18 protein-coding genes and 1 tRNA gene are annotated in these 21,809 nt (G+C 57.3%); 6 read left to right on the top strand and 13 right to left on the bottom strand.

Annotation, left to right across the window (positions count from 1 at the left end; all coding sequences use genetic code 11):
- Positions 1–51: 51 nt before the first annotated feature.
- Positions 52–174, bottom strand: coding sequence for a type B 50S ribosomal protein L36 (gene ykgO, locus CPPEL_RS02275; RefSeq protein ID WP_003852698.1), 123 nt, complete (start codon positions 172–174; stop codon positions 52–54).
- A gap of 174 nt (positions 175–348) precedes the next feature.
- On the opposite strand from ykgO, the gene nadE reads away from it, so the two are divergent.
- Entirely contained in the window at positions 349–1,179 is an 831-nt protein-coding gene (gene nadE, locus CPPEL_RS02270; RefSeq protein WP_123959619.1) for an NAD(+) synthase, read from the top strand.
- Positions 1,180–1,193: 14 nt separating this feature from the next.
- Here nadE and CPPEL_RS02265 read toward each other — a convergent pair whose 3' ends face one another.
- The 3 genes from CPPEL_RS02265 to CPPEL_RS02255 all read right to left on the bottom strand — a co-directional run bounded on the left by CPPEL_RS02265 (position 1,194) and on the right by CPPEL_RS02255 (position 4,326).
- On the bottom strand, positions 1,194–1,946 hold the full coding sequence (locus CPPEL_RS02265; protein ID WP_123959618.1) for a fructosamine kinase family protein: 753 nt from the start codon (positions 1,944–1,946) through the stop codon (positions 1,194–1,196).
- A gap of 17 nt (positions 1,947–1,963) precedes the next feature.
- Positions 1,964–2,395, bottom strand: a complete 432-nt coding sequence (locus tag CPPEL_RS02260) for a pyridoxamine 5'-phosphate oxidase family protein (RefSeq protein WP_123959617.1) — start codon at positions 2,393–2,395, stop codon at positions 1,964–1,966.
- A 131-nt stretch (positions 2,396–2,526) separates the two neighbouring features.
- Positions 2,527–4,326: an oleate hydratase gene (locus CPPEL_RS02255; RefSeq protein ID WP_123959616.1), complete on the bottom strand. Its 1,800-nt coding sequence runs from the start codon at positions 4,324–4,326 to the stop codon at positions 2,527–2,529.
- A gap of 491 nt (positions 4,327–4,817) precedes the next feature.
- Here CPPEL_RS02255 and CPPEL_RS02250 point away from each other — a divergent pair, with 491 nt between their 5' ends.
- From CPPEL_RS02250 to CPPEL_RS02240, 4 genes are all read left to right on the top strand, one after another.
- Positions 4,818–6,515 carry an AMP-binding protein gene (locus CPPEL_RS02250; protein WP_123959615.1) on the top strand — a complete coding sequence of 566 codons (1,698 nt, stop codon included), beginning with the start codon at positions 4,818–4,820 and terminating at the stop codon, positions 6,513–6,515.
- Between the two features lie 31 nt (positions 6,516–6,546).
- On the top strand, positions 6,547–7,614 hold the full coding sequence (locus tag CPPEL_RS02245; RefSeq protein ID WP_123959614.1) for a GDSL-type esterase/lipase family protein: 1,068 nt from the start codon (positions 6,547–6,549) through the stop codon (positions 7,612–7,614).
- 32 nt (positions 7,615–7,646) lie between these two features.
- Positions 7,647–7,796 (top strand): hypothetical protein, encoded by a 150-nt coding sequence (locus tag CPPEL_RS11085; protein WP_164470353.1) that lies wholly within the window; start codon positions 7,647–7,649, stop codon positions 7,794–7,796.
- Positions 7,797–8,252: 456 nt separating this feature from the next.
- Positions 8,253–9,935 carry an AMP-binding protein gene (locus CPPEL_RS02240; RefSeq protein WP_164470352.1) on the top strand — a complete coding sequence of 561 codons (1,683 nt, stop codon included), beginning with the start codon at positions 8,253–8,255 and terminating at the stop codon, positions 9,933–9,935.
- A gap of 184 nt (positions 9,936–10,119) precedes the next feature.
- Here CPPEL_RS02240 and CPPEL_RS02235 read toward each other — a convergent pair whose 3' ends face one another.
- The gene (locus tag CPPEL_RS02235) at positions 10,120–11,649 is read right to left on the bottom strand and encodes a family 1 glycosylhydrolase (protein ID WP_123959612.1); all 1,530 of its coding nucleotides are present in this window, start codon (positions 11,647–11,649) and stop codon (positions 10,120–10,122) included.
- 172 nt (positions 11,650–11,821) lie between these two features.
- Here CPPEL_RS02235 and CPPEL_RS02230 point away from each other — a divergent pair, with 172 nt between their 5' ends.
- The gene (locus CPPEL_RS02230) at positions 11,822–13,084 is read left to right on the top strand and encodes a YkvI family membrane protein (RefSeq protein ID WP_123959611.1); all 1,263 of its coding nucleotides are present in this window, start codon (positions 11,822–11,824) and stop codon (positions 13,082–13,084) included.
- A 34-nt stretch (positions 13,085–13,118) separates the two neighbouring features.
- On the opposite strand, the gene CPPEL_RS02225 is transcribed toward CPPEL_RS02230, so the two are convergent.
- The 8 genes from CPPEL_RS02225 to pgm all read right to left on the bottom strand — a co-directional run bounded on the left by CPPEL_RS02225 (position 13,119) and on the right by pgm (position 21,714).
- The gene (locus tag CPPEL_RS02225) at positions 13,119–13,751 is read right to left on the bottom strand and encodes a hypothetical protein (RefSeq protein ID WP_123959610.1); all 633 of its coding nucleotides are present in this window, start codon (positions 13,749–13,751) and stop codon (positions 13,119–13,121) included.
- Between the two features lie 69 nt (positions 13,752–13,820).
- On the bottom strand, positions 13,821–14,486 hold the full coding sequence (locus tag CPPEL_RS02220) for a TetR/AcrR family transcriptional regulator (RefSeq protein ID WP_164470351.1): 666 nt from the start codon (positions 14,484–14,486) through the stop codon (positions 13,821–13,823).
- The gene (locus tag CPPEL_RS02215) at positions 14,483–16,246 is read right to left on the bottom strand and encodes an ABC transporter ATP-binding protein (protein WP_123959608.1); all 1,764 of its coding nucleotides are present in this window, start codon (positions 16,244–16,246) and stop codon (positions 14,483–14,485) included. Before CPPEL_RS02215 ends, CPPEL_RS02220 begins: the two co-directional genes overlap by 4 nt.
- The gene (locus tag CPPEL_RS02210; protein ID WP_123959607.1) at positions 16,243–18,048 is read right to left on the bottom strand and encodes an ABC transporter ATP-binding protein; all 1,806 of its coding nucleotides are present in this window, start codon (positions 18,046–18,048) and stop codon (positions 16,243–16,245) included. The genes CPPEL_RS02215 and CPPEL_RS02210 overlap by 4 nt, the downstream gene beginning before the upstream one ends.
- Before the next feature lie 436 nt (positions 18,049–18,484).
- Positions 18,485–18,557: transfer RNA gene (locus CPPEL_RS02205), tRNA-Ala, on the bottom strand.
- 75 nt (positions 18,558–18,632) lie between these two features.
- Positions 18,633–19,373: a DsbA family protein gene (locus tag CPPEL_RS02200; protein ID WP_123959606.1), complete on the bottom strand. Its 741-nt coding sequence runs from the start codon at positions 19,371–19,373 to the stop codon at positions 18,633–18,635.
- Positions 19,374–19,444: 71 nt separating this feature from the next.
- Positions 19,445–19,930 carry a DoxX family protein gene (locus CPPEL_RS02195; RefSeq protein ID WP_245990480.1) on the bottom strand — a complete coding sequence of 162 codons (486 nt, stop codon included), beginning with the start codon at positions 19,928–19,930 and terminating at the stop codon, positions 19,445–19,447.
- 122 nt (positions 19,931–20,052) lie between these two features.
- Complete coding sequence (gene pgm / locus CPPEL_RS02190) at positions 20,053–21,714, bottom strand: phosphoglucomutase (alpha-D-glucose-1,6-bisphosphate-dependent) (RefSeq protein WP_123959605.1); 1,662 nt, start codon at positions 21,712–21,714, stop codon at positions 20,053–20,055.
- Between the last annotated feature and the right edge of the window lie 95 nt (positions 21,715–21,809).

The raw sequence follows: 21,809 nt of genomic DNA, 5'->3' as shown, positions 1-21,809 counted from the left end.
ATGGGTTTGGGTGCAGAATGATGCCTGCACACCTCAAGCGCTAGGCAGCAATTAGCCCTGGCGTGCCTTGAAGCGGGGATCCTTCTTGTTGATCACGTACACCTTGCCGCGGCGACGCACAACCTGGGCGCCCGGCTTGTTCTTCAGCGACCGAAGGGACTTACGGACCTTCATTCGGGCGCTCCTTTCTTTTCTACGAAAGTCAAAGTGAAAGACTTTACTTTGCTAATAACGACTACTCAGCAGCACTTGAGAAGCGAAGCTTCCAGCGCAAAGCGTTCAGCAGTCATGACACGAGGAGTTATGTTATCGCAACGGCAATTCAAACACCAAACTACGATGGCTGCCATGAACACTTCTCAACAGCAAGAGATTCTGAACGCCCTGGGCACCAAGCCCAGCATCGACCCGGCTCAAGAAGTACAAGCCCGAGTAGATTTCCTCTGCCAATACCTCAAAGCCTCCCACACGCGCGGCTTTGTGCTTGGCATCTCCGGCGGCCAAGACTCCACCCTGGCAGGAAAACTAGCGCAGATGGCCTGCGAACAACTCAGAGCAGAAGGCATCGAAGCTGAGTTCTGGGCCATGCGCCTGCCCTATGGTGTGCAGGCCGACGAGGCCGATGCGCTTCGCGCCTTGGAATTTATCGGCCCCGATCACAGCGTCAGCGTGAATATCAAGCAAGCCACCGACGCCATGGATGACGCGGTAGCAGCCACGCTGGATCGGCAGGATTTAGGCGATTTCAACCGCGGCAACGTCAAGGCCCGCCAGCGCATGGTGGCCCAATATGCCTTGGCCGGGGAATTGGGGCTTTTAGTAATTGGCACCGATCACGCCGCTGAGAACGTCACCGGGTTTTTTACCAAGTTTGGCGACGGCGCAGCCGATGTCTTGCCACTGTTTGGGCTTTCTAAGCGCCAAGGCGCTGCCCTGCTCCGCCACCTCGGCGCCCCAGCATCGACCTGGGAGAAGGTTCCTACCGCAGACCTGGAAGATGATAAACCCATGTTGCCCGACGAGGAGGCCTTGGGCGTGAGCTATGCGCAGATCGATGATTACCTCGAAGGCAAAGAGATAGAGGCCAACGCACAAGAGCGCATCGAGCACCTTTGGAAGGTCGGCCAACACAAACGCCACCTGCCCGTAGGGCCTGAAGATACTTGGTGGCGCAAGTAGCCCCAGCCTGCCACCTAGCCCTTGAGCAGCGCAATCGTGGCCTGGGCGAGCTCTTCTAGGTGCTCGCCATAGGCACGACCATGAGTAACGGCGTGCACTGCTACCGGGTGAAGTTGGTGGATGGGAATCAGTGAGGCATCAAGCACCTCAGCATCACAGTGTTCTTGATAGCCTCGCCAGATTTCTTCGCTATAGGGCGCGCCAAAAAGCTCAAGCATGGCTAGATCTGTCAGCGGATGCCCGCCGTGCGCTGCTGGATCAATAAACTTTGGCCCTTGAGCACCAAACATAAGGTTGCCGGCCCAAAGATCACCATGGATACGCGCCGGTGCCTTAGGTTCTAGCTCGGGGCTTTGCTGGATTAACGCACAAGCACGCTCAATGTTTGCGCTCGAGCCGAGGTTGCCGCGATCTTTAGCAGCGCGCACAAAAGGCAGCACGCGCTGGCGCACATAGAAGCTAGTCCAGGACGCTTCGGGGATACAGGACTGTTCTTGGGTGCCGATGTAGTTTGGCCCTTCCCAACCTGGCGGCGGGCAGCCATAGGCATGCGCACCTGCGGCGTGGATGCGCGCTAATTCAACACCGGCTGTGCGCGCATCCTTGGGGTTGGGTGCCACGCTTTGTACACGCCGGGTACTAATGCTTGATGCATCTGCGTGCACCACTTCCACCACTGCTGTGCTGGCTTCGCGCAGCCAACGCAGGCCTGCGGCTTCTGCCAGCGCAGATTGGGGCTCGGCTGGCCGCTTTTCAAATACAGACAAACGCCTAGACCCTAGGTTTAGTAGCGCTCTGGTTCTTCGCCCAGATCAAAGGCGCGACCGGAAAGGGAGTCGATATCAATGCGCACGTAGTTGTACTTCAGCGTCGGCACCCAGGGCTTGAGGTCTAAGGTATCGGCGTGACGGATCTCCGCGAAGGTCTCTACCACGGTGGCTGTGCCCTTGAGCACCACCGACCAGGCATGCTCCTCGCCTTCGAGGTGGTCAATTTCAAAGAGCACGTCATGGTTGAGGTTCACGCTAAAAAGCTTGGAGCCTTCTGCAGAACGGAAGTACACACACGGTGCTTCGCCTGATTCATCGAGCACGAAGTTCACCGGGAAGATATCCATATCATCCTTGCGGCGCACCACCAGGCGCCCCAGCTTTTCTTCGCGCAGCTTATCCAAGCAGGCTTGTTGGTCTAGGACTTTGATTGCATCGTTACTCATGTGTCCATTCTTCCCCTGAAACAAGAAATCGGGCAGGACCTACACCTAAAAATGGGGGTGGTGTCGAGCACATGCAAAGCTCGGGCACACAAAGCCCCGCACCTTCGAAGGTGCGGGGCTCAAACAATTATCTAGCGCACAGGGCCGGATTCACGGCCTTTGGGCAGGATGTCTTCGTAGTAGGTGCCCTTGAGCAGACGACGAAGCAACTTACCTCCGGGCAGCTTGCCATCATTCATGGCCGAAGCAGAATGCAGCATGGAACGAATATCGTATTGCGTAGGCCAAATCGGCTGGATATCGCGTTCGATTCCAAGCAGCCCATACACCGCCATCTGGCCGGTACGCGCCGAGCCTTCGGTGGTAAAGACGCAATCATCCGGCGTCTCTACAAATTGGCCAGTAAAGCCTAGGTTCTTTGAGCCTTCGGGCACAGGCCACGGGCGATCGCCTTCACCGCGCGGCATGAATTCTGCGGTAATCCAGGGCATCGTGGCCAAGCGAACCTTGGTCATGGCGATGGTCTTTTCTACATCTTCTACCCCGAAGTGGTAGCAGAATTCTCGCAAGACCTCTTCGCCGGTGCATTCGAGCATGGGCTTAGCAGTAACACTGCCCTTATTCCACCAGTGCAGGCCATAGGCCCATGCCACGCACAGCCCATCTTCTTGGCCAATGAATTGTGGCTGGCGGTGCACAGTTAAAGAGCACAACCAGGGAGAATCATCGGCGGTGATGATGCCTGCTGTGACCGTCTTGCCGCTGAAGAGGTCATTGCGCGAAAGCTCGCGCAGCTTGGCATTGAAGGGATTGTCGTAGCCGCCGTAGAAGTTGAAGCTCACCGATTGCCACACCGTCTTGTCCGGGTCGCTGCAAAAGACTTCTGGGCGCCCACAGTTCGGGGCTTTGGCCGCGATATTCTTCCACAAATCCCATGCTGGGCCTGGATCCTTTTTAAAGGGTGCAGGCGTGGTGTTGTCGCCATATCCGGTGGATTCCGTGAGCGAGCCATTGGTGACGATCACGATGTCTTCAGGGCGGACGTCGATAAGCTTTTCTTTGCCCTCGTGGATGCAATGAATTCCGGTGACCTCAAAGGCATTGCCTGCGACTTCGATATCCAGGTCTTGGACCACCGTGTCGTATTGGAAGCGCACACCTTGGCCCTTGAGGTAGTTCACCAGCGGCTCGATAAAGCTCGTGTACTGGTTATAACGAGAAAAGCGCAGGCAGGAAAAATCGGGGAAGCCGGGCAGGTACTGCAAGAAGCGGTGCATATAGCGCTTCATTTCCGTCAGCGATTGATAGTCCTGGAAGGCGAACATCGATCGCCACAGGGTGTAGAAGTTTGATTCGAAGAAGTCTTGATCGAACCAATCCTCGATCGTCTTGTAGTAGGTCTTTTCCTCTTTGACCGCAAGCAGCTTGATCATCTTCAACTGCGAGCGCTTGGAAAGCCCCATCTCTGGCATACGCAGGCGGTTGCGGGCTTGATCATTGATCAAACGGCAATTCGAGATATTCGGATCCGTCTCGTTATACATACGGAATTCATCCAAGACGGTGTGCGGTGCGGGAAGATCCACGGCTGGAACGTCCTTCATGATGTCCCAGAAGCACTCGAAGTGCTGGCCCATCTCGCGGCCGCCGCGGGCGATGAAGCCGTCTTCATTGTTGCCGGCGCCGTCGAAGGAACCGCCAGGTACGGCCATTTGCTCCAGTACCGTGATGTTTTCGCCCGGCATCTGGCCATCGCGGAGCAAGTAGCCGGCGGCGATGAGGTTGCCGATGCCCCCGCCTACAAAATAAGCCTTGCGCTGCTCAATATTTTTCGGGGCCTCGGGGCGGATTTCTAGGTAGCGTCCCAGATCGTTTTGCACGAAGCGATTGCCGTAATAATCGGTGGGATAGCTCTTTTGATAGGGCTGCATGGTGGTTGAAACCTCGTTTCAGTTTTTTGGTGCCAGCCTTGGATATCGCTGGGATATCAGGGGGCTTGGGGTTGCCTGCCACTTGGGTCTTTTTACGCCTTGAAGGTGGCGCGAACTGACACTGAAAGCGGCAGTGTTGGGCTTTTTGCGCGGTGTTCGCTGCCTCGTGCCAGCGCTGACTGGGAATCACGCTTGGCTAAGTTGGCAGAGGAAACCACCCCCGCGCGCGGGTGGAAAACCGAGCACAGGCTTAAGGGCTATGGCTGTGCACGAGGATGCAGTTCTGGCTGTTCCTGCCGTATTTTTCAGCGGATACATCACCAATCATTGTGACGATCGCCTCACTTTCAAGATCAAGCGCAACGTGACAGCGTGCCGCTGCGATATCTACAGTGAATTTTTAACAATCACGAGCTTAACACTTTTTAATGTTTTGTAAGAAAAGGTTTGGCTTGTGAACTATCTGCCGGTCAAACACTTTGAGGAGCAGGATGTCCAATCGCTACACACTCGCAACCCGAGTGGATCGAAGCGTGCCCAAACGTGAGGTTTTTCGTCAGCTTCGCTTCTTTTTAAAGAAGATGCGTGAGCGCGACATGATCGCTTCAGGGGGAGCGCAAGACCTCGCTGAAGATCTAAAAAATATTCGCCGCTGGGGCGGGCTCGAAGCCACCATCATGGCCCGCGGCGCACGCCAAGTACCCGATAAAGTAGCCCTGGTCGACGATGACGGGGAACTTACCTATTTCGAATTTTTCCAACAGGCTGATCGCCTCGCCCGAGCACTGCATGCACGCGGGCTTCACTCAGGCGCCAACGTAGCCGTCATGGCACTCAACGGCCGCGCCGCCATTTTGCCGCTGACCGCCCGCTCAATGGCCGGCTACAACATCTTCATGATCAACGGCAATGCCTCTGCCGCACAGATCGAAGAGTATCTCGACTTCCACAACGTTCAGGCACTGATCGTTGACGAGGAATTCCTCCCCCGCATCACCGAACGCGCACGCAAGCGCGAAGTCATCCTTGGCCACCTCGAAGCCGAAGCGGTAGAAACCGGCGAACACGAAGGTCGCGCCTATGAATCACTCGATCACGTGATTCACACCGCCAATGTGCACCATCCGCTGCCCAAGAAGCCGGAAAAGAGCATGCACGTGGTGATGACTTCCGGCACCACCGGCATGCCCAAGGGCGTGGTGCGCAGGCAGTTGAACTCCCCGCAGGGCTTTGCATCGGTAGCAGCGGCCATTCCGCTGGAACGCAATATGAATGTGCTGCTTACCGCCGTGCTCTTCCACGCCTATGGCTGGGCCTATATGGGCTTTTCTTTCCTTGCCCAATCCCGCGTAGTAACGCGCCGCCACTTCAGCGCCGAGCAGGTACTGGCCGATTTCCGCGATTACGACATCACCACGTGGATTTCCGCTGCTACCCGCATCCGCACCGTGATTAGCTACATGGACGAACACGGCATTGAGCAGCACGAGGGCTTAAAGGTAATCACCAACTCCGGCAGCCCGCTGCTGCCGGTGGAGATTCAGCGCGCCAACGACAAGTTTGGTCCGGTGCTGTGCTCGATGTACGGCTCTTCCGAAACCTCAGCCGTAGCTGTTGCAGGTGCCGAGGATCTGGTTAACGATCCCCACCTCACCGGCCGGGTGTATCCGGGCTGCATGGTCAAGATCTTCGATGAACACGGCAACGAAGTGCCAGAAGGCGAAGAAGGCGTGGTGGGCATCTCCTGCTTCGACCTTTTTGCAGGTTATACCGATCCCGCCATCGAAGCCCCCATGGTCAACGGCATGTACTACATGGGCGATCGCGGCTACCTCAAAGGCGATCGCCTCTACGTGCTCGGCCGCGCCGACGACCTAGTGATCACCCAATTTGCCGAGAAGATCTACCCGATTGAGATCGAAGACGAAATCTTGCGCGATGAGCGCGTAGAAGACGCCTTCGTTCAAGGCGTGCCCGATGAGCACACCGGTCAGGCACTGCGCGCCTATGTGGTGGCCAATGAGGAGATCACCCCAGATGAGATCCGTGAGCGCGTGCGCCAGCAGCTCTCGGAAGCCCACGTCCCCCGCGACATCGTCTACGTGGAGGATTTCCCACGCGGACCCACTGGCAAGGTGATCGCTCGCGATCTGCCAGAGCCCGATCAACACAATCAGCGCGAATCCTAACCCCGCCTTACAAAGCAGAATTGAGACTCCCATGAAGCTTCGCTATCTCAGCGCCCTGTGCGCCGTTGCCTGCTCAGCAGCATTGGCTATGCCGGCAGCAGCCCAAGGCATTAGCCCCAATAACCCCTTTGCCAGCCAGGGCCGCGAACTGCCCCATATCAATATGGAAGCAGCCCTGGATCAGGCCACTTGGGTAGATCCCAGCGTCCCCCAGACCGTAGAACCTGGCAACTTGGTCACCTTCGGCGATTCCATCATGGCCAACATGACCGCCGGTGATGCAGCCTTCTCCATGGCCACCAAGGGCGCACGCAAGGCCAACCCGAACGCAGCCGCAACGATTTCTACCCTGGATCCCAATATCAACCTTCACGGTTGCGCCCAGGGCACCCCGAGCCTTCCTAAGAAGATCGCCGCCGATTTGGGCGTGCCGCTCAATGATTACTCCTGCCCCGGCGCCACCATGTACACCCCCAGCGCTGCTGCATTGACCATTCCTGAGCAGGTTGATGCCGCTATCGCCGATGGTGCGCTGAACCCCCAGACCCGTTATGTCACCCTCCAGGGCGGCTACAACGACGTCTATAACAACTACTTCACCCTCACCGGTGAGGGCGCAAATGATGCCGAGATCGCAGCTCGGATCAATCAGCCCACCCAACGCGATATGTTTGCTGCTGCCATCGACGGTGCGATCTCCAAGATCAAGCAGGCTGCCCCGAACGCCAAGATCGCATTGGTGGGCTACCACGAGATCACCGAGAACACTCCTGCCGGCTGGCAGTGCCTGTACCACATTGGTGAGGGCTACGGCCGCGACAATGTGTGGGGCGCAAGCTACGCAGTGCCGATCTTCTTTGATACTCAAGGTGAGATGAATGTGCAGAAGTGGCTGGCCGAGGCCGCTCAGCGCCACGGTGTGCAGTTCGCTGATGAGCGCGCGTTTTCTGCCGGCCACGGTGAGTGTGCAGCTCCCGCTGATCGCTGGGTGGCAGGCATTTTGATCGACACCACCACCGGTGAGCACAATCTTGCGTTGCACTTAACCGATGAAGGCGTCGATGCGATTGGCTCCGACGTGGCCAATAAGATCCGCTAATCCCCCAAGCCCCACTGAATATAAGGAACTCCATGCTGTTTTTCGACCACATCCCCGCCCCCATCGCTGCTTTCGCTGAGCAGTGGAATGCCGTGACCTTCGAGTTGATGGGCCGTATTGATCAGCTCTCCGCTGGCCTGCCAGAGCAGTGGGCCCAGCTTTTGGGCATGCTACCTCACTAATCTGCAGCTCCGAGCTGCCACCTGATGCTTTGCATTCGGGTGGCAGCTTTTTCATTTTCACCCCCAAGTAAGGGGATGGTAAAAGCGGAGGAAAAGTGTTGCTTGAGTGAATGAATGTGCTGCGTGTGTTAATTGATACGGAAGTGAAAACGTTTTTTCCTAGGTTGATTACGTATAGATAACAACCGCCAAGTAACCCTTGACATTTGGCGCACGATAGGATGTTCAGGCAAACACTTAGGCTAGCCCCTTTCGGTTTTAGTTTTCTACGCTAAACTATCTAGGGGCTGCCGGGGTTATACCCAGGCAAATGGCGCGGCACGAAAGGCCAAGCGCCACCACAGCAAGGAAGACGCTGCACTCCCGCGCAGGATCGCTCGGGATGCCGGGGCAACCCGGCGCCACAAGGAAGATCACAAAGGAGAATCAATGTCCAGGTACACACTGAGCGCACGTGTGAAAACGAATATCGCACGCCGCCACGTGGCTCATCAGTTCTTGCACTTTTTGCAAAGGATGCGCCAACGCAAAATCATCTCCTTTGGCGGCCCCAAGGAAATCCTCGCCGATGTCCAAAACATCCGCCGGTGGGGCGGGCTGGAAGCCACCATCGTCAGCCGCGCCGCACGCCAGGTTCCTGACCGCGTAGCGCTTATCGACGACGACGGCCAGCTCACCTACAAGGAGCTCATCGAAGAGGCGGAGAAGCTCGCCCGCGCCCTGCATCAGCGCGGCTGCCACTCCGGTGCCAATGTCGCAGTGATGGCACTAAACGGCCGTGGCGTGATCTTGCCGCTCATCGCCCGCCAAATGGCAGGCTTTAATATCTTCTTGATCAACGGCAACTCCTCTGCCGTTCAGATCGAGGAGTACCTCGACTTCCACGACATTAAGGCCATGATCGTGGATGAAGAATTCCTCGAACGCATGACGGAATCTGCCCGCAATCGCACCGTGCTCCTGGCGCACTTAGAAGATGAGCCGGTAGAAACGGGCGATGTTGATGGCCGCCCCTATGAGACCATGCAGCACGCCATGGACACCGCGGACATGAGCGTTGATCTTCCCGCGAAGCCTGCCCGTAGCCACCATGTGCTGATGACGTCCGGCACCACCGGCATGCCCAAGGCCGTGATTCGCCGTCACCTGAAGTCGCCGCAGTCTTCCGCCAATATCGCAGCCGTGGTGCCCTTCGAGCGCAACATGCGAGTGCTGCTTTCCGCCGTGCTCTTCCACGCCTATGGCTGGGCATACCTGGGCATGGCCTTAATTACCCAGTCCACCATCGTCACCCACCGCCACTTCGACGCAACGAAGGTGTTGGATGACTTCAAGGAGCACGACATCACCTTGTGGGTGGCCGCAGCAACCCGCATCCGTGGCGTGGTGGCCTACATGGACGATAACAACATCGACCACTACGAAGGCCTCAAGGCCATCACCAACTCCGGCTCGCTGCTGCTGCCGGTGGAAATTCAAAAGACCTACGAGAAGTTCGGCCCCGTGCTGTGCTCCATGTACGGTTCCTCCGAAACCACCGCGATCTCTACCGCAGGTCCTCACGACCTCATCCGCGATCCGCACCTCTCGGGCTTCATCTACCCCGGCTGCATTGTCAAGATCTTCGACGATAACGGCAATGAGCTTCCCGACGGCGAAGAAGGCGTAGTAGCTATCTCCAGCTACGACCTCTTTGCTGGCTACACCGACCCGGCTGTGGAGCCACGCATGATCGACGGCATGTACTACATGGGCGATCGTGGCTACAAGAAGGGCAACCGCCTGTATATCCTCGGCCGCGACGACGATCTGGTGATCACCCAGTACGCAGAAAAGATCTACCCCGTCGAGATCATGGACGAAGTCATGCGCCTAGACCAGGTACGCGATTGCTTCGTGCACGGCGTACCCGATGCCCACACCGGCCAGGCACTGCGCGCCTACGTCATTACCAAGGACGAGATCGCACCGGATACGATCCGCGAGCACGTGCGTTCGCACCTCTCCGATGCCCACGTTCCTCGCGACGTGGTCTACGTAGACGACTTCAAGCGCGGCCCCACAGGCAAGGTGCTAGCACGCTTCCTTCCCGAGCCCGATGAGCACAACCAGCGCGAAGAAGCCAACGCCACGCGCTAGATTTCATTAGCAAAGGCAGCATCACCAAAAGGTGGTGCTGCCTTTTTGCTGCATCTTAGGCATCACAATAGGCACCATGACACCAGAGAAGTATTTCAAGCCAGCAGCGAAATCCCCCACGTCACCGCGGGGCTGCGTGGGGGTTTCGTCGAAAAGCTACAACGTGCGAGAAAGCCACAGGGATCTAGCGCAACAACACCCTTGGCCCATCAACTTCGGCAGGTTGCACGCAGCTTTGCGGCAGGGCAGCGAAACTGCAGAGCGCGGGCTGGCGATACAGCGGGCCTTGGGCGCCACCATCGGCAATGATGCGACGGTATTCCTCTACCGCTGGGGTGGCGTGGCGGGTGAGGGTGGGGTCATTTTTCACGTCCACAGTCCACAGCCCAAAGCGTGCGCTGTAATCGCCCCACTCGTAGTTATCCACCAGCGACCAGTGGTTGTAGCCAATAATCGGTACGCCATCGGCGATGGCCCTCTGAATCCAATAGATCGTGTCGTGCAAGAACTCCTCGCGCGGATAACCATCGGCGCGCGGCTGCGCATTATCGGTGGGCTGGCCGTTTTCTACGATGTAGATCGGCTTGCCGGGGAAGATCTCCGCGTATTGGCGGGTGGCGTAGTAGATGCCCTCGGGCTCCGGGGTCACTGCGGCAAAATCGGCGAAAGCCGCGTGGATGGCAGAGAGGTTGGTGGCCGAAACCGAGTAGTAGTAGTCAATACCCGCGTAATCCATGTGAGGGTTGAGGCGCTCGAACAGCAGGGCGCGTTGCACGGGGGCGATGGTGGGCAGGAAGGCGAAGTTGGTGCCTGAGAGCGTGTTCGGGTCTTTTGCATGGGCAGCCTCGTAGCCGATGCGGTTGAAGTTCACGATCATGTCCAGGTATTCGGGCAGTTGGGTGCGCTGGGCAAGGTGAATTTCTACGTCGTGGCCAAACCACACGAAGGGCTCATTGAGCGTGACCCACATGGTGCCATCGCCACCCCAGCGGTCAGTAATAAACGCTGCGTAGCGGGCAAAAGCGTCTTCTGCCTGCTGGCTTAAAATGCCGCCTTGATCCACAATCCAACCGGGGTAGACGTAGTGGATCATGGTGATCATCGGGGTCATGCCGTGTTCGCGGATCAGCCGCAGCACATCGTCGTAGTAGGCAACTTCTTCCATGTCGAAGTGGCCTGGTTCAGGTTCGATGCGCGACCATTCGATGCTCAAGCGGAAGGTGTTTACGCCAAGGGACGCGGCGTTGGCAATGTCTTCTGCGTAGCGGTGGCGGAAATCCACAGCGTTGCGCACACCATCGATGTGCTTGTCGCCGTCTTGGCGGTCCTCCGAGGCGTAGCGGCTCCAGTTGGAATCGCGGTTCGAGCCTTCAATCTGGAAACCCGCGGTGGCCACGCCCCAGTGGAAGGGCACCTCTTTGCTTGGGGCTTGGGTTTGCTGAGACGCTGCAGGAGAGCCTTCGGGTGCGGCAGAGCCTTCGGGCGCGCCGCTGCCAAGTCCTTCGGGGATGGGCAGGTTGTCTGGCAGCGCCTGCTGGAGCTGCTGGGGCAGCTCGGTGAGCTGGGTGAGCTGGGTGAGCTGTGCTTGGCCTGTTGCAGGCAGGGCAAGTTCTTGGGCGTTTGCACTCGGTGCGGTGGCGCCGGTGCAGGCCAAAGAGATTCCCAATAGCACTGCTGCTACCTTCTTTAGGGGGTGAGGGGAAATTGTTCTCATAGCAGAGAATTTAATGTCTCACGCTGGCGCTTTTAACATCTCACCCCCACCTGTAACATGTTTAATTTTCGGAAACCTTGTAACGCTTTAGCCCAAACAAACGATGTGCAGCGCAATTCTTTCTATAACGATCCACTGATAAAATCAGCGCTCAAACAATCGAAGGGATCCCATGAAACAGAGCATGTCCATCGCCATGGCATTCGTTGGCCTGCTAATCGGCGCAGGCTTTGCCACCGGCAAGGAAATGATGCAGTACTTTGTCTCCTTTGGCTCCACCGGCATGTGGGGGCTCGTGGTCACAGGCGTGATCATGGTCGTTTTCGGCGCCGTGGTCCTACAAATCGGCAGCTACTTCCTCGCCGATGAGCACGGGGCGGTGCTCAAAAACGTTGCACACCCACGCCTTTCCTGGCTTCTCGACGCCGCAGTATCCATCACCATGGCAGCCATGGGCATGATGATGCTCGCCGGCGCAGGCTCCACCTTCCAACAGGCCTTCCATGTACCCGCATGGCTCGGTTCCCTGCTGATGGCCGTGGTGGTGTACTTCGTCTGCTTCCTCAACCCCGATAAGGTGGCAAAGGTCATCGGCGCAGTCACACCGCTGATGATCGTCGCCATCATCGCGATCTTCATCTACTCACTGCTGCACATCCCAGAAGATTTCTCGCTTTCCGCCGCCAACGCCGTGGCACAGCAAGAGCCCTCCCCCGTGCAGCCCTGGTGGTGGTCTGCCGTGAACTACTCCGGCATGAGCCTGATCTGCGCCGTTGGTATGTCACTGGTGATCGGTGGTTCTTATACCAAGCTTCGCGACGTCGCGATCGGCGGCATGCTCGGCGGCATCATCTTGACCGTGATGCTCACCTTTGAAACCTTGGTGCTCTTCCTCAACGTGGATGCAGCAGCAGGCAAGGACATCCCCATGGCCGCCATCGGCAGCGATATCCACCCCATCGTCGGTGTGTCGATCTCTGCACTGATCTTGGTCATGATCTTTAACACCGCGCTTGGCGATGTCTACGCATTCTCCAGGCGCGTCAACGTCCTTGCACCCCGCCACCCCAAGATCAACCTCTTTATCATCCTCTTTATTAGCTGGCTGATCAGCCTGGTGGGCTTCGGATCACTGATCCAAATCATCTTCCCCATCCTGGGCTACATCGGCATGGTCATCGGCGTCGTCTTCGTGGCCTGGCGCATCCGATGGTCCAAGCTGATTGCTGGCGAAAAAGCTCGCCGTAACCGCATCCGCCAGCTCACCCGCGTGCATATCCACCCCGAGATCTACGTGGATAACTCCCTCGAACTCAACCACGAGCTTGAGGGCTCCGAAGCCGACAACGATAAGTTGCTGGCCACCGTGGCAGAAGAGGAACGCCCCAACCTCGAGCTCGACGCCGAAGAATACAAAGAGCCCGGACAGTCTTAATTACTGCCCAGGCCCCCTTGCTCCTGTGAAGCCCTTATTGGGCGTCAAACACAGGAGCAAGTTCGCTTTCAGGCACAATCTTCTTACCCGGTGCCTGGATAGAAAAGCTCTTGCCATTGGATTCACAACGCAACAGATCAGCATTCTCCGCGGTGCACACACCGGCACCAGCAGCGATGCGCTGGCCTGGCTCTAGATCCTTTTGTGCAGGCGGCACCCCTTCAAAAATGGTGTAGTAGAGGCCATTTTCACCGGCTGCGATAGCTCCTGGTTTCTGACGAGGAAGCGGCGCCATTTCTACCTCTGGGGCATCCTCAGGGGCTTGGCCGGTGCAAGCCACACCCTTATCGCTGATGTAGCACTCGCCGCTTTCGCCGCCGACGGTATAGCGGAACATGTGCGACTGGCCTTGCACATAGCCCTCTGGGTCTACATCAATAATCTCACCGCTAGGCGCAGGCTCCTCGGCAGCCTCTTGAGGCTCTTCACTTTGAGGCTCCTCGGCAGGCGCTTCGGAAGAAGGCTCAGATGAAGCCTCGGAAGCTGCTGTGCTTTCTGCAGATTTCAACACCGCTGTGCTTGAAGGCGACTCAGCCTCTTGCTCTCCCCCACATCCAACCAGTGCCAGGGCAGCCACGAGTGCGCTTAAACCTACTGTTCTTTTCACCGTCATTCTCCTTCGTTCAACCACATCGATGATGTAGCTCCTAGCCTAATCCCCACCCCAGCGAGCGACTCAAGGCTTTGGAATATCAGGGCGGATACCTGCTTGAAGAGCAGCAATGATGAATTCGGTTTTGGGCGCGACCGTGTGCTGATACAGGTCTTGGGATTGCTCGATCTTAGTGATCTCTTGGGGCAGGTTTTGCTCTAGCAGCTCACGGTTTTTGGCAAGCAGCTTGTTGCGCTGCTCATTGCGTGGCTCGATTCTGTAGCTTTGCAATCCAAGGCTGAGGGTGATGGCGGTATCGCCGATGAAATCCAGGGCATAGAGCACGGTATCGCGGTCAAGTCCGGAATCCTCGAAATCTTCCAGCACATGCCCCAGCAGCCTCATGCCATGCACTTGAGGGAAGGGATAGGTGTAGAGCGTCAATGCCAATCCTGGGTACGCCTCGCACACATCCCAGCAGTAGCGTGACCAACGCTTGAGCTTGTCTGGCCAAGAAAGATCCGTTTGCTGCCAGGGGTTTCTGGCAAGAATCTCTTGAAGGCAAGCCCCGACGAGGTCGTCGCGGCTTGCAAAGAGGCGATACAGGCTCGGAGCACCGACGCCCACCTGCGTCGCCACGGCGTTCATGGTGAATCGGTCGATGCCGATCGAAAGCGCGGCATCGACCACGTCGTGGGTGGAAAATTTGGGCTTAGGCCCGGTTTTTCGCCCCGGGCCTGCTGGTGTCATGTCAGTGACCATCCTTGAGCTGCATGTCTGCGTTGCCAGAACTGTTGATACGTGCCGTCTTGATGCAGCAGCTCCTCGTGAGTTCCCTGCTGACTGATGCGGCCTTGATCATTAAGCACCACAATATTGTCAGCGGATTCAATCGTGGAGAGCTTGTGGGCAATCACCACCAGTGTAGAGCGTTGACGAAGGTACTCAAGAGCCTGGACCACTCGCCGCTCATTGGCCGGGTCGAGGGCGCTGGTGGCTTCGTCGAACAAGACGATGGGGGCGTCTTTGAGAATTGCCCTGGCAATAGAAACGCGCTGGCGTTCCCCACCGGAAAGCGCGCGGCCACCCTCGCCTACCGGGGTATCCCAGCCCTGGGGCAATCGCTGGATGATCTCGTCCACGCCTGCAAGACGGGCCGCGTGCTGCAACTGCTCTTCACTGGCATGGGGGTTGCCCACCAAAATATTGGCCCGAAGGGTGTCATCGTAGAGATACACATCTTGGAATACCCACGCCAATTGGCTCATAAGCTGGGCCAGTGCCTGTTCTTCTACACGCACCCCACCCACGAGCACCTCGCCGTGATCAACGGGATAAAAGCGCGCGATCAGCCGGGCGATCGTTGTTTTTCCGCTGCCGGAGGGACCGACGATGGCGTTGAAGGAATGGGGAGGGAACGCAAAGGAGACATCCCGAAGCACGGGGCAGTCCTTGGTGTAGGAAAAGCTCACATCGCGCAACGCGATGGCACCAGGCTGGTTGATCCCTCGGGTGCGTACGGGATCTTCGATGATTGGCTCGTCGAGAAGCTCAAATACCTGCTCAAGCAGCGGTTGCGAACCCTGCACGCCCATGCCCAACTGGCCGATCTCATTCAAGATGGTGGTAAAACGCAACATGATGCCGATGAACACGATGGTGGCCACAGCATCTTGAAGCCCCGTGCCAACGCCTACGGCAAGCACCATGGCGAGCACAGCGACGTTCTGGGCGGCGGTGCCATGAATCAATTGACCCAGTAGCCCCCACCACAGCGCCTTCGAGCTTCGCTGTTCGCTGGTGTTGATCGCACGCTCAAGGGGCTGGAAAGCCTGGGCCTTACCGCAGGCTCTTAATATCGCTTGATTTTGGGCAAACTCAACCAACCGGCTGGCCACTTGCCTATTTGGCGGATCGGTCAGTGCAGAAGAACGACGTTCGCAACGATTTGCCAGATACGCCGCGAGCACCACCAGCGGCACCGTTGCGCTGAGAATCAAGCCCATCGTTGGCGCCCACACCCAGGTGCCTATGAGCAGCACCAACATGGTGCAAGCGTGCATGATCATCGGGGAATACATGTGGGCAAAAGACTCGCCCAAGTTGAGCATCTGACGCGAAACCAAGCGGGAGAATTCACCTGCGCTCTGCGGCTTGAAATAGCCCAACGGCAGGCGGGAGACGCGCTGGCCGATTTTCAAGTGAATGCTTGCCACCACGTCAATGGCGACGCTGTAGTTAGCAATTGCCAGGAAGTATTCCAATACCGCCGAGGTGCAGGCCAAGAGCGCCAATACGAGCAGCCACTGGCTAAAACGAAGTTCCCATACTGGATCCCCGCTGACCAAGCTTGCAGCTCCCGGCAAAAAGGCCACAAGGGCGAGGCCGCGAATGACACCGCAGATCAGCGATAGCACGAGCATTCGACGCAGGTGCTGTTCACCCTCGACGGAAAGCAATTGGGCAACGCGGCGGAGAAAACTGGGCGAAAAATGTTGGGTAGTTATCATCGTGCGCTTCCTTCCCAAAGAGCCATGTAGAGCGGTTGTTCACTGACTTCTTGTGGTGTGCCCTGGGCGCTGATCTTGCCGTTTTCCATGATCACCACTTGATCGACGTGCCGAACTGAGGCCGGACGGTGCGCAATCACCAGCACTGTCTTGGGGTGCTGGGGGTTATGGACTAGGGCGCTTAAGGCCTGCTGAATCTGTGCTTCGGATTCGGGATCGGCAAAGGCAGTTGCCTCATCCAAGATCAGCACCGGGGTGTTCAACAGCAGCGCCCTGGCGATGGCGAGTCGTTGACATTGGCCACCCGATAGGTGCGTGTCGACGCCATAGATCGTGTCGAGTCCGTGCTCCAATGCCCGAATCTCTTCGGCTACCTGGGCGCTTTCGAGTGCCTGCCAAATTTCTTCATCGCTGGCGTCCTCTTTGCCAAGCGCAACATTGTCGCGGATAGAAAGACTCAGGATCTGTGGATCTTGCAGCACGAAACCCACGTGCCGATACAGCTTTTCTGCCGGCCAATGACGCAAGTCCACTCCCCCGATGCGGATGCATCCTTCATCCGGGTCGCTAAACCGGGCTAATAGCGTTGCCAGTGTTGTCTTGCCTGAACCGGAAGGCCCGATCAGGGCTGTGGTGGTACCGGCTTCTAGGTGCAACGAGACGTGATCGATGGCCTTATGGGCGCCGTAGCTATAACTCACATCCTCAAAGTCCACGGATTGTCCCTTGATGCCTTCGGGGAGGGCATCAGCACTGGCTGCGTCCTGAGAGATTTGGGGGATATTCAAAATGTTTTGAACACGAAGTGCCGCGCTGCCAGCAATTTGCAGCGACCACGCCATGTTGGCCAAGGTTTCGAAAGCCTGCGGGATGGCTAAGGCGACGATGGTGGTGGGGATGAGGTCTGTGGCTTGGGCATGGCCGCTGCGAATCAGCAGTGAGCCTAGTCCGAGATTGACCAACACGAGCACCGAGGTGGAAATGGCGACATACGACATCGCAGAGATCCGCAGCATCGGGCCACACCAAGCAAGATAAAACTTGTGAAAGTCTTTGGTGGCGCGATCGTACCTGGCGTGTGCCTGACCGGTTTGGCCAAAGGCTTTGACCACCGAAATGCCCGTGACAAACTCCACCATGGTGGCCGAAACGTGGCCGAGACGGGTATCCATCTCCGCGGTTTTCTCGCCCATGCCCCTCATAGTGAAGGCCATGAGGCCGAGGTACACCGGAAGCGTGATGATGGCGAGTATCCCCAGCATCAAGTTGAGATAAAACACATAGGCCAACAGCGCCAAAGGACTCACGATGGCCACGGTGCTATCGACCGGAGCGTGTGCAACCACCGCGTGAATTTCTGCGGTGTCGTCTTGGACTGCCTTTCGCACCTGACCGGAATTGGTGCGCGAAAACCACGAGAGCGGGGCTTGTGAGAGGCGCTGGGCGATCTGGCGTTGCAACAGGTGCCGCAATTTCACGTCTGCAAAATGCGAAACCGTTAAGGCCACCAGATACACCACCAGCCGGGCAAGGAACAGCCCGATCAGCAGCGTGAGCGCCGATTTCACTTCGCCTTCATTACTGCCCTGAGCTCCTCCTTGGCCGAGCAAGGCCTCAGCCAACCACACCAGGGCGATATAGGGTCCGACGCTGAGCACAGCGGAGATGAAGGCCAGGATCCTTGCGATGGTCAGCGCTAAGGAGATTGGACGTATGAGTCTTTGGAAGGCTTTTCTTCCCGCCTTATCTTTTTCCCGGCTACTGATCACGTCGCGCTCGTCATAGGTTGTGTCGGGGCTCATGCTGCCGGTACTTGTGGTGCTTTGTATGGTGTCGCTGCTCATGCGCCTTCACTCTCATCCGAAGCCTGCCATTCCGGTGCGCCATAGCGAAGGGGTATCGCCTTCCCTTAAACTGAATGGCGTTCATTATTAGCTTAGCCCTGCCTAACTCTTAAGGCTATTAATTGTTATCCGTCCCCCCCCAACGTGGCCATAAAGAGCAGACCACGGCATCACCTGAAGAAGGCGCTTGGCCACACGCCGCTACCCACGCAAGCCAGCAGCAAAGCCCGCACACACCTTCAACCGTCTAGCCCCCTAAGACTCCCCGCCCGAGCCGCAACCCCTACCTTCCCCCGCCCTCTCCCCTGCTCTCGCCTACAAGCCACGCACGCTGGCTAAAGGTGAAAACAAAGAAAACCCCTGCTCCTTTCTAAGGAACAGGGGTTTTATTCTGTGGAGCTAACGGGATTCGAACCCGTGACCCCCACACTGCCAGTGTGGTGCGCTACCAGCTGCGCCATAGCCCCGTGCTTGTGCACTTGCAACATCATACGCATGCCCCCACCAATGTACAAAACCACTGGTGAGGGCATGGAAATTGCTTAAACGTTATTGACCCATTCTGCAGGGTTGCCCTCGATGTGCTTGCCATCAACAAACACCTGCGGGGAGGAAACCTTGTCCAGCTTGCTCTCGAGCTCCTTGGCGTTAGCGGCTGCGTGCTCAACGAGTTCTTCGCGCAGGGCGTAGTCGCGGATCTTTGCTACTGCGTCTTCGGAGGCACCGATTTGAGCGGCGGCATCGGCAAAGTCATCAGCGTTCCACTTGTTGTAGATGCTGCCCTGCTCCTTGTACAGCAGGTCGCGGTATGCCCAGTAGGTCTTGGCGTCGCCGTCTTGGGCGATGGCAAGTGCGGAAGCGCCAGCGAGGGTGGAGTTGCCGTCGGTGGCGGGCTCACCATCGGCACCGTTTTTATCATCGAGGAAGTTCAGGTCGCGGATGTTCAAGATGACCTTGCCTTCGTCGAGAAGCTTGCGGGTTTCCTCGTCAGTTTCGATGGCGAGATCACCGCAGTGGGGGCAGGAGTAGTCCTCGTAGATATCGACTACCTTGGCGTCCTTGCCTGCCTTATCAGACTTCAAGGTGATGGCGTTGTTATCCACTGCCACGTTGAATGCCACGTCCTGGACCGGGTGATCAGCAAATTCATTCTTGCTATTGGCGCGGCCTTGCATCACGATGTAGCCAACCACGGCCACCACCACAACGATCAGTGCCACGAGCGCCCAAAGGAAGCTCTTGGACTTTTCGTTCGGATTCTGAATCTTGTTCTTATTACTCACAGGTAAGTGCTCTTCTTTCCTCGGAATGTCCCGCCCATTTTAACCCGTGCGCAAACGGGGTGAAAGGCAGCTTATGTGTACAGCGCGAAACGTCGATAAGGCCGAAGCACGCAGATCATCGACATAGCAATAAAGAGGAGGTCGCGCAGGATCGTCCAAAAATAATCCATGTGCCCGGTGGCCGAAGCGCCGAAGCAGCCGCAATCAATGCTCAAGCCCCTGGCCCAAGCCTGGGAGATGCCCACAATAAAGAGCACCAGCACCACGGCAGAAAGCTTGCCTGCTTGCCTAAGGAAGATACCAAGCAGCAGCAACACGCCACCGGCAATTTCAAGCGGGCCAATTACTTGGGCAATCCATTGAGCCCAGGTGGGGCTGAAAATGTCGTAGCCTTCGATGGATTGCTGCGTGCCAACCGGGTCGGTGGCTTTTTCAAAGCCCGCAAAGAGCCAGATAAAGGCCAGGCCAAAACGCGAGATAAAGCTCAGTGCCTCAAGGATCCACTGAGCAGCAGGCGCACGCCCTTTGTTATCGGCGTGGCTTGATGTTGCTGCCACTCGATCCTCCTTTCCTCAATTTGTTGATCTAACCACAATAGCTGCTGGCGCCAAAACTCTGCCCGCTTCAAACCGCAACGATACCGTGCGGCTCAAGCGGGCAGACGAGCCAAAATTTCCAGCTAGCTTTGGCCAAGCACCTCAGATACAAGGTTCTGTGCTGCTTCTTGCACCTGCTTGAGGTGCTCCTCGCCACGGAAGGATTCGGCATAAATCTTGTACTTATCCTCAGTGCCCGAGGGGCGAGCAGCAAACCAGGCGTTTTCGGTGGTGACCTTCAAACCACCAATGGGAGCACCATTACCCGGCGCCTTAGTCAGCTTCGCGGTGATCTTCTCACCAGCCAATTCCGTAGCACTGACCTGATCCGGCGAGAGCGCCTTCAAGATTGCCTTTTGCTCACGGTTGGCCTCTGCATCGGTGCGCGCATAGGCGGGTGCTCCATATTCTTCGGCCAATTCCGCATAGCGCTGCGAAGGCGTCTTGCCGGTCACGGCGGTAATTTCCGAGGCAAGCAGATCCAAGATGATGCCGTCTTTATCAGTGGACCACACCTGGCCATTGTGGCGAAGGAAGGAGGCGCCGGCGGATTCTTCGCCACCGAAGCCAATGGAACCGTCGATAAGCCCAGGAACAAACCACTTAAATCCCACGGGAACCTCGACCAGCTTTCGCCCAAGATTGTCCACCACGCGATCAATCATGGAAGAAGACACCAAGGTCTTGCCCACTGCCGTGTGCTCACCCCAGCCCGGACGGTGGGCAAACAGGTACTCGATGGCCACAGCAAGATAGTGATTGGGATTCATCAGCCCAGCATCGGGAGTAACAATGCCGTGGCGATCAGCGTCGGCATCATTGCCGGTGGCGATGTCGTAGCGATCGCGATTATGCACCAGCGAGGCCATGGAATGCGCCGAGGAGCAATCCATGCGGATCTTTCCGTCGGTATCCAACGTCATAAAACGCCAAGTGGCATCAACCAGCGGATTCACCACCGCCAGGTCGAGGCCAAATTTCTCTCCGATAGCACCCCAATAATCCACCGATGCACCACCCATAGGATCGGCACCAATAGAAAGCCCGGCCTGCTTAATGGCCTCGATATCAACCACATTGGGCAGATCCGCAATATAGCTATCCAGGTAGTTGTACTTGCGGGTGCGCGGATCGAGCACACCACTGACACTGCTGCGCTTGACCCCATTGAGCCCGCCACGCAGCAGCTCATTGGCACGCTGTGCAATCCAATCGGTGGCGTCGGTATCTGCCGGCCCACCATTGGGCGGGTTGTATTTGAAGCCACCATCGCGCGGCGGGTTGTGCGAAGGGGTAATCACGATGCCATCGGCGCGCTTGGGATCACTGCCCGTCACACCCCCAGAAAGCGCGGCATTGTGCTGCAAAATGGCGTGGGATACCGCAGGGGTTGGGGTATAGCGACCGCGGTCATCGACAAGCACTTCAAGATCATTAGCCAGCAGCACCTCAAGGGCCGAGATCATCGCAGGCTCGCTCAAGGCGTGCGGGTCGCGGCCAATAAAGATCGGGCCGCCAATGTTGTGCTTGAGGCGATAATCCACGATGGCCTGGGTGGTGGCCAGGATGTGCTGCTCATTAAAAGCAGTATCCAAAGAGGAACCTCGGTGCCCGGATGTGCCGAAAGCTACCTGCTGATCAGGGTTTTCTGGATCGGGAATACGGGTGTAGTAGGCGGTTACCAGCTCGGCAATGTCAATCAAATCTTCGGGCTGGGCCACTTGACCTGCGCGGGGATGTGCCATGTCTGCTCCTTATGTGTGGCACCGGTTGGTCGTATTGAAGATGAGCAACCGGACGCACCAACGTCTGCGATCACTTCCCCATCTTTCCCGCTTTT

The organism is Corynebacterium pseudopelargi, from assembly GCF_003814005.1.
GTDB classification, from domain to species: Bacteria; Actinomycetota; Actinomycetes; order Mycobacteriales; family Mycobacteriaceae; genus Corynebacterium; species Corynebacterium pseudopelargi.
This window is presented reverse-complemented; position numbering and strand designations above follow the sequence as displayed.

Coding starts and splice junctions, on each gene's coding strand:
- CPPEL_RS02260 (WP_123959617.1), bottom strand. CDS start 2,395: ATGAGTAACGATGCAATCAAAGTCCTAGACCAACAAGCCTGCTTGGAT.
- CPPEL_RS02215 (WP_123959608.1), bottom strand. CDS start 16,246: ATGATAACTACCCAACATTTTTCGCCCAGTTTTCTCCGCCGCGTTGCC.
- CPPEL_RS02220 (WP_164470351.1), bottom strand. CDS start 14,486: ATGACACCAGCAGGCCCGGGGCGAAAAACCGGGCCTAAGCCCAAATTT.
- CPPEL_RS02255 (WP_123959616.1), bottom strand. CDS start 4,326: ATGCAGCCCTATCAAAAGAGCTATCCCACCGATTATTACGGCAATCGC.
- CPPEL_RS02210 (WP_123959607.1), bottom strand. CDS start 18,048: ATGAGCCCCGACACAACCTATGACGAGCGCGACGTGATCAGTAGCCGG.
- CPPEL_RS02230 (WP_123959611.1), top strand. CDS start 11,822: ATGAAACAGAGCATGTCCATCGCCATGGCATTCGTTGGCCTGCTAATC.
- CPPEL_RS11085 (WP_164470353.1), top strand. CDS start 7,647: ATGCTGTTTTTCGACCACATCCCCGCCCCCATCGCTGCTTTCGCTGAG.
- CPPEL_RS02245 (WP_123959614.1), top strand. CDS start 6,547: ATGAAGCTTCGCTATCTCAGCGCCCTGTGCGCCGTTGCCTGCTCAGCA.
- ykgO (WP_003852698.1), bottom strand. CDS start 174: ATGAAGGTCCGTAAGTCCCTTCGGTCGCTGAAGAACAAGCCGGGCGCC.
- pgm (WP_123959605.1), bottom strand. CDS start 21,714: ATGGCACATCCCCGCGCAGGTCAAGTGGCCCAGCCCGAAGATTTGATT.
- CPPEL_RS02250 (WP_123959615.1), top strand. CDS start 4,818: ATGTCCAATCGCTACACACTCGCAACCCGAGTGGATCGAAGCGTGCCC.
- CPPEL_RS02235 (WP_123959612.1), bottom strand. CDS start 11,649: ATGAGAACAATTTCCCCTCACCCCCTAAAGAAGGTAGCAGCAGTGCTA.
- nadE (WP_123959619.1), top strand. CDS start 349: ATGAACACTTCTCAACAGCAAGAGATTCTGAACGCCCTGGGCACCAAG.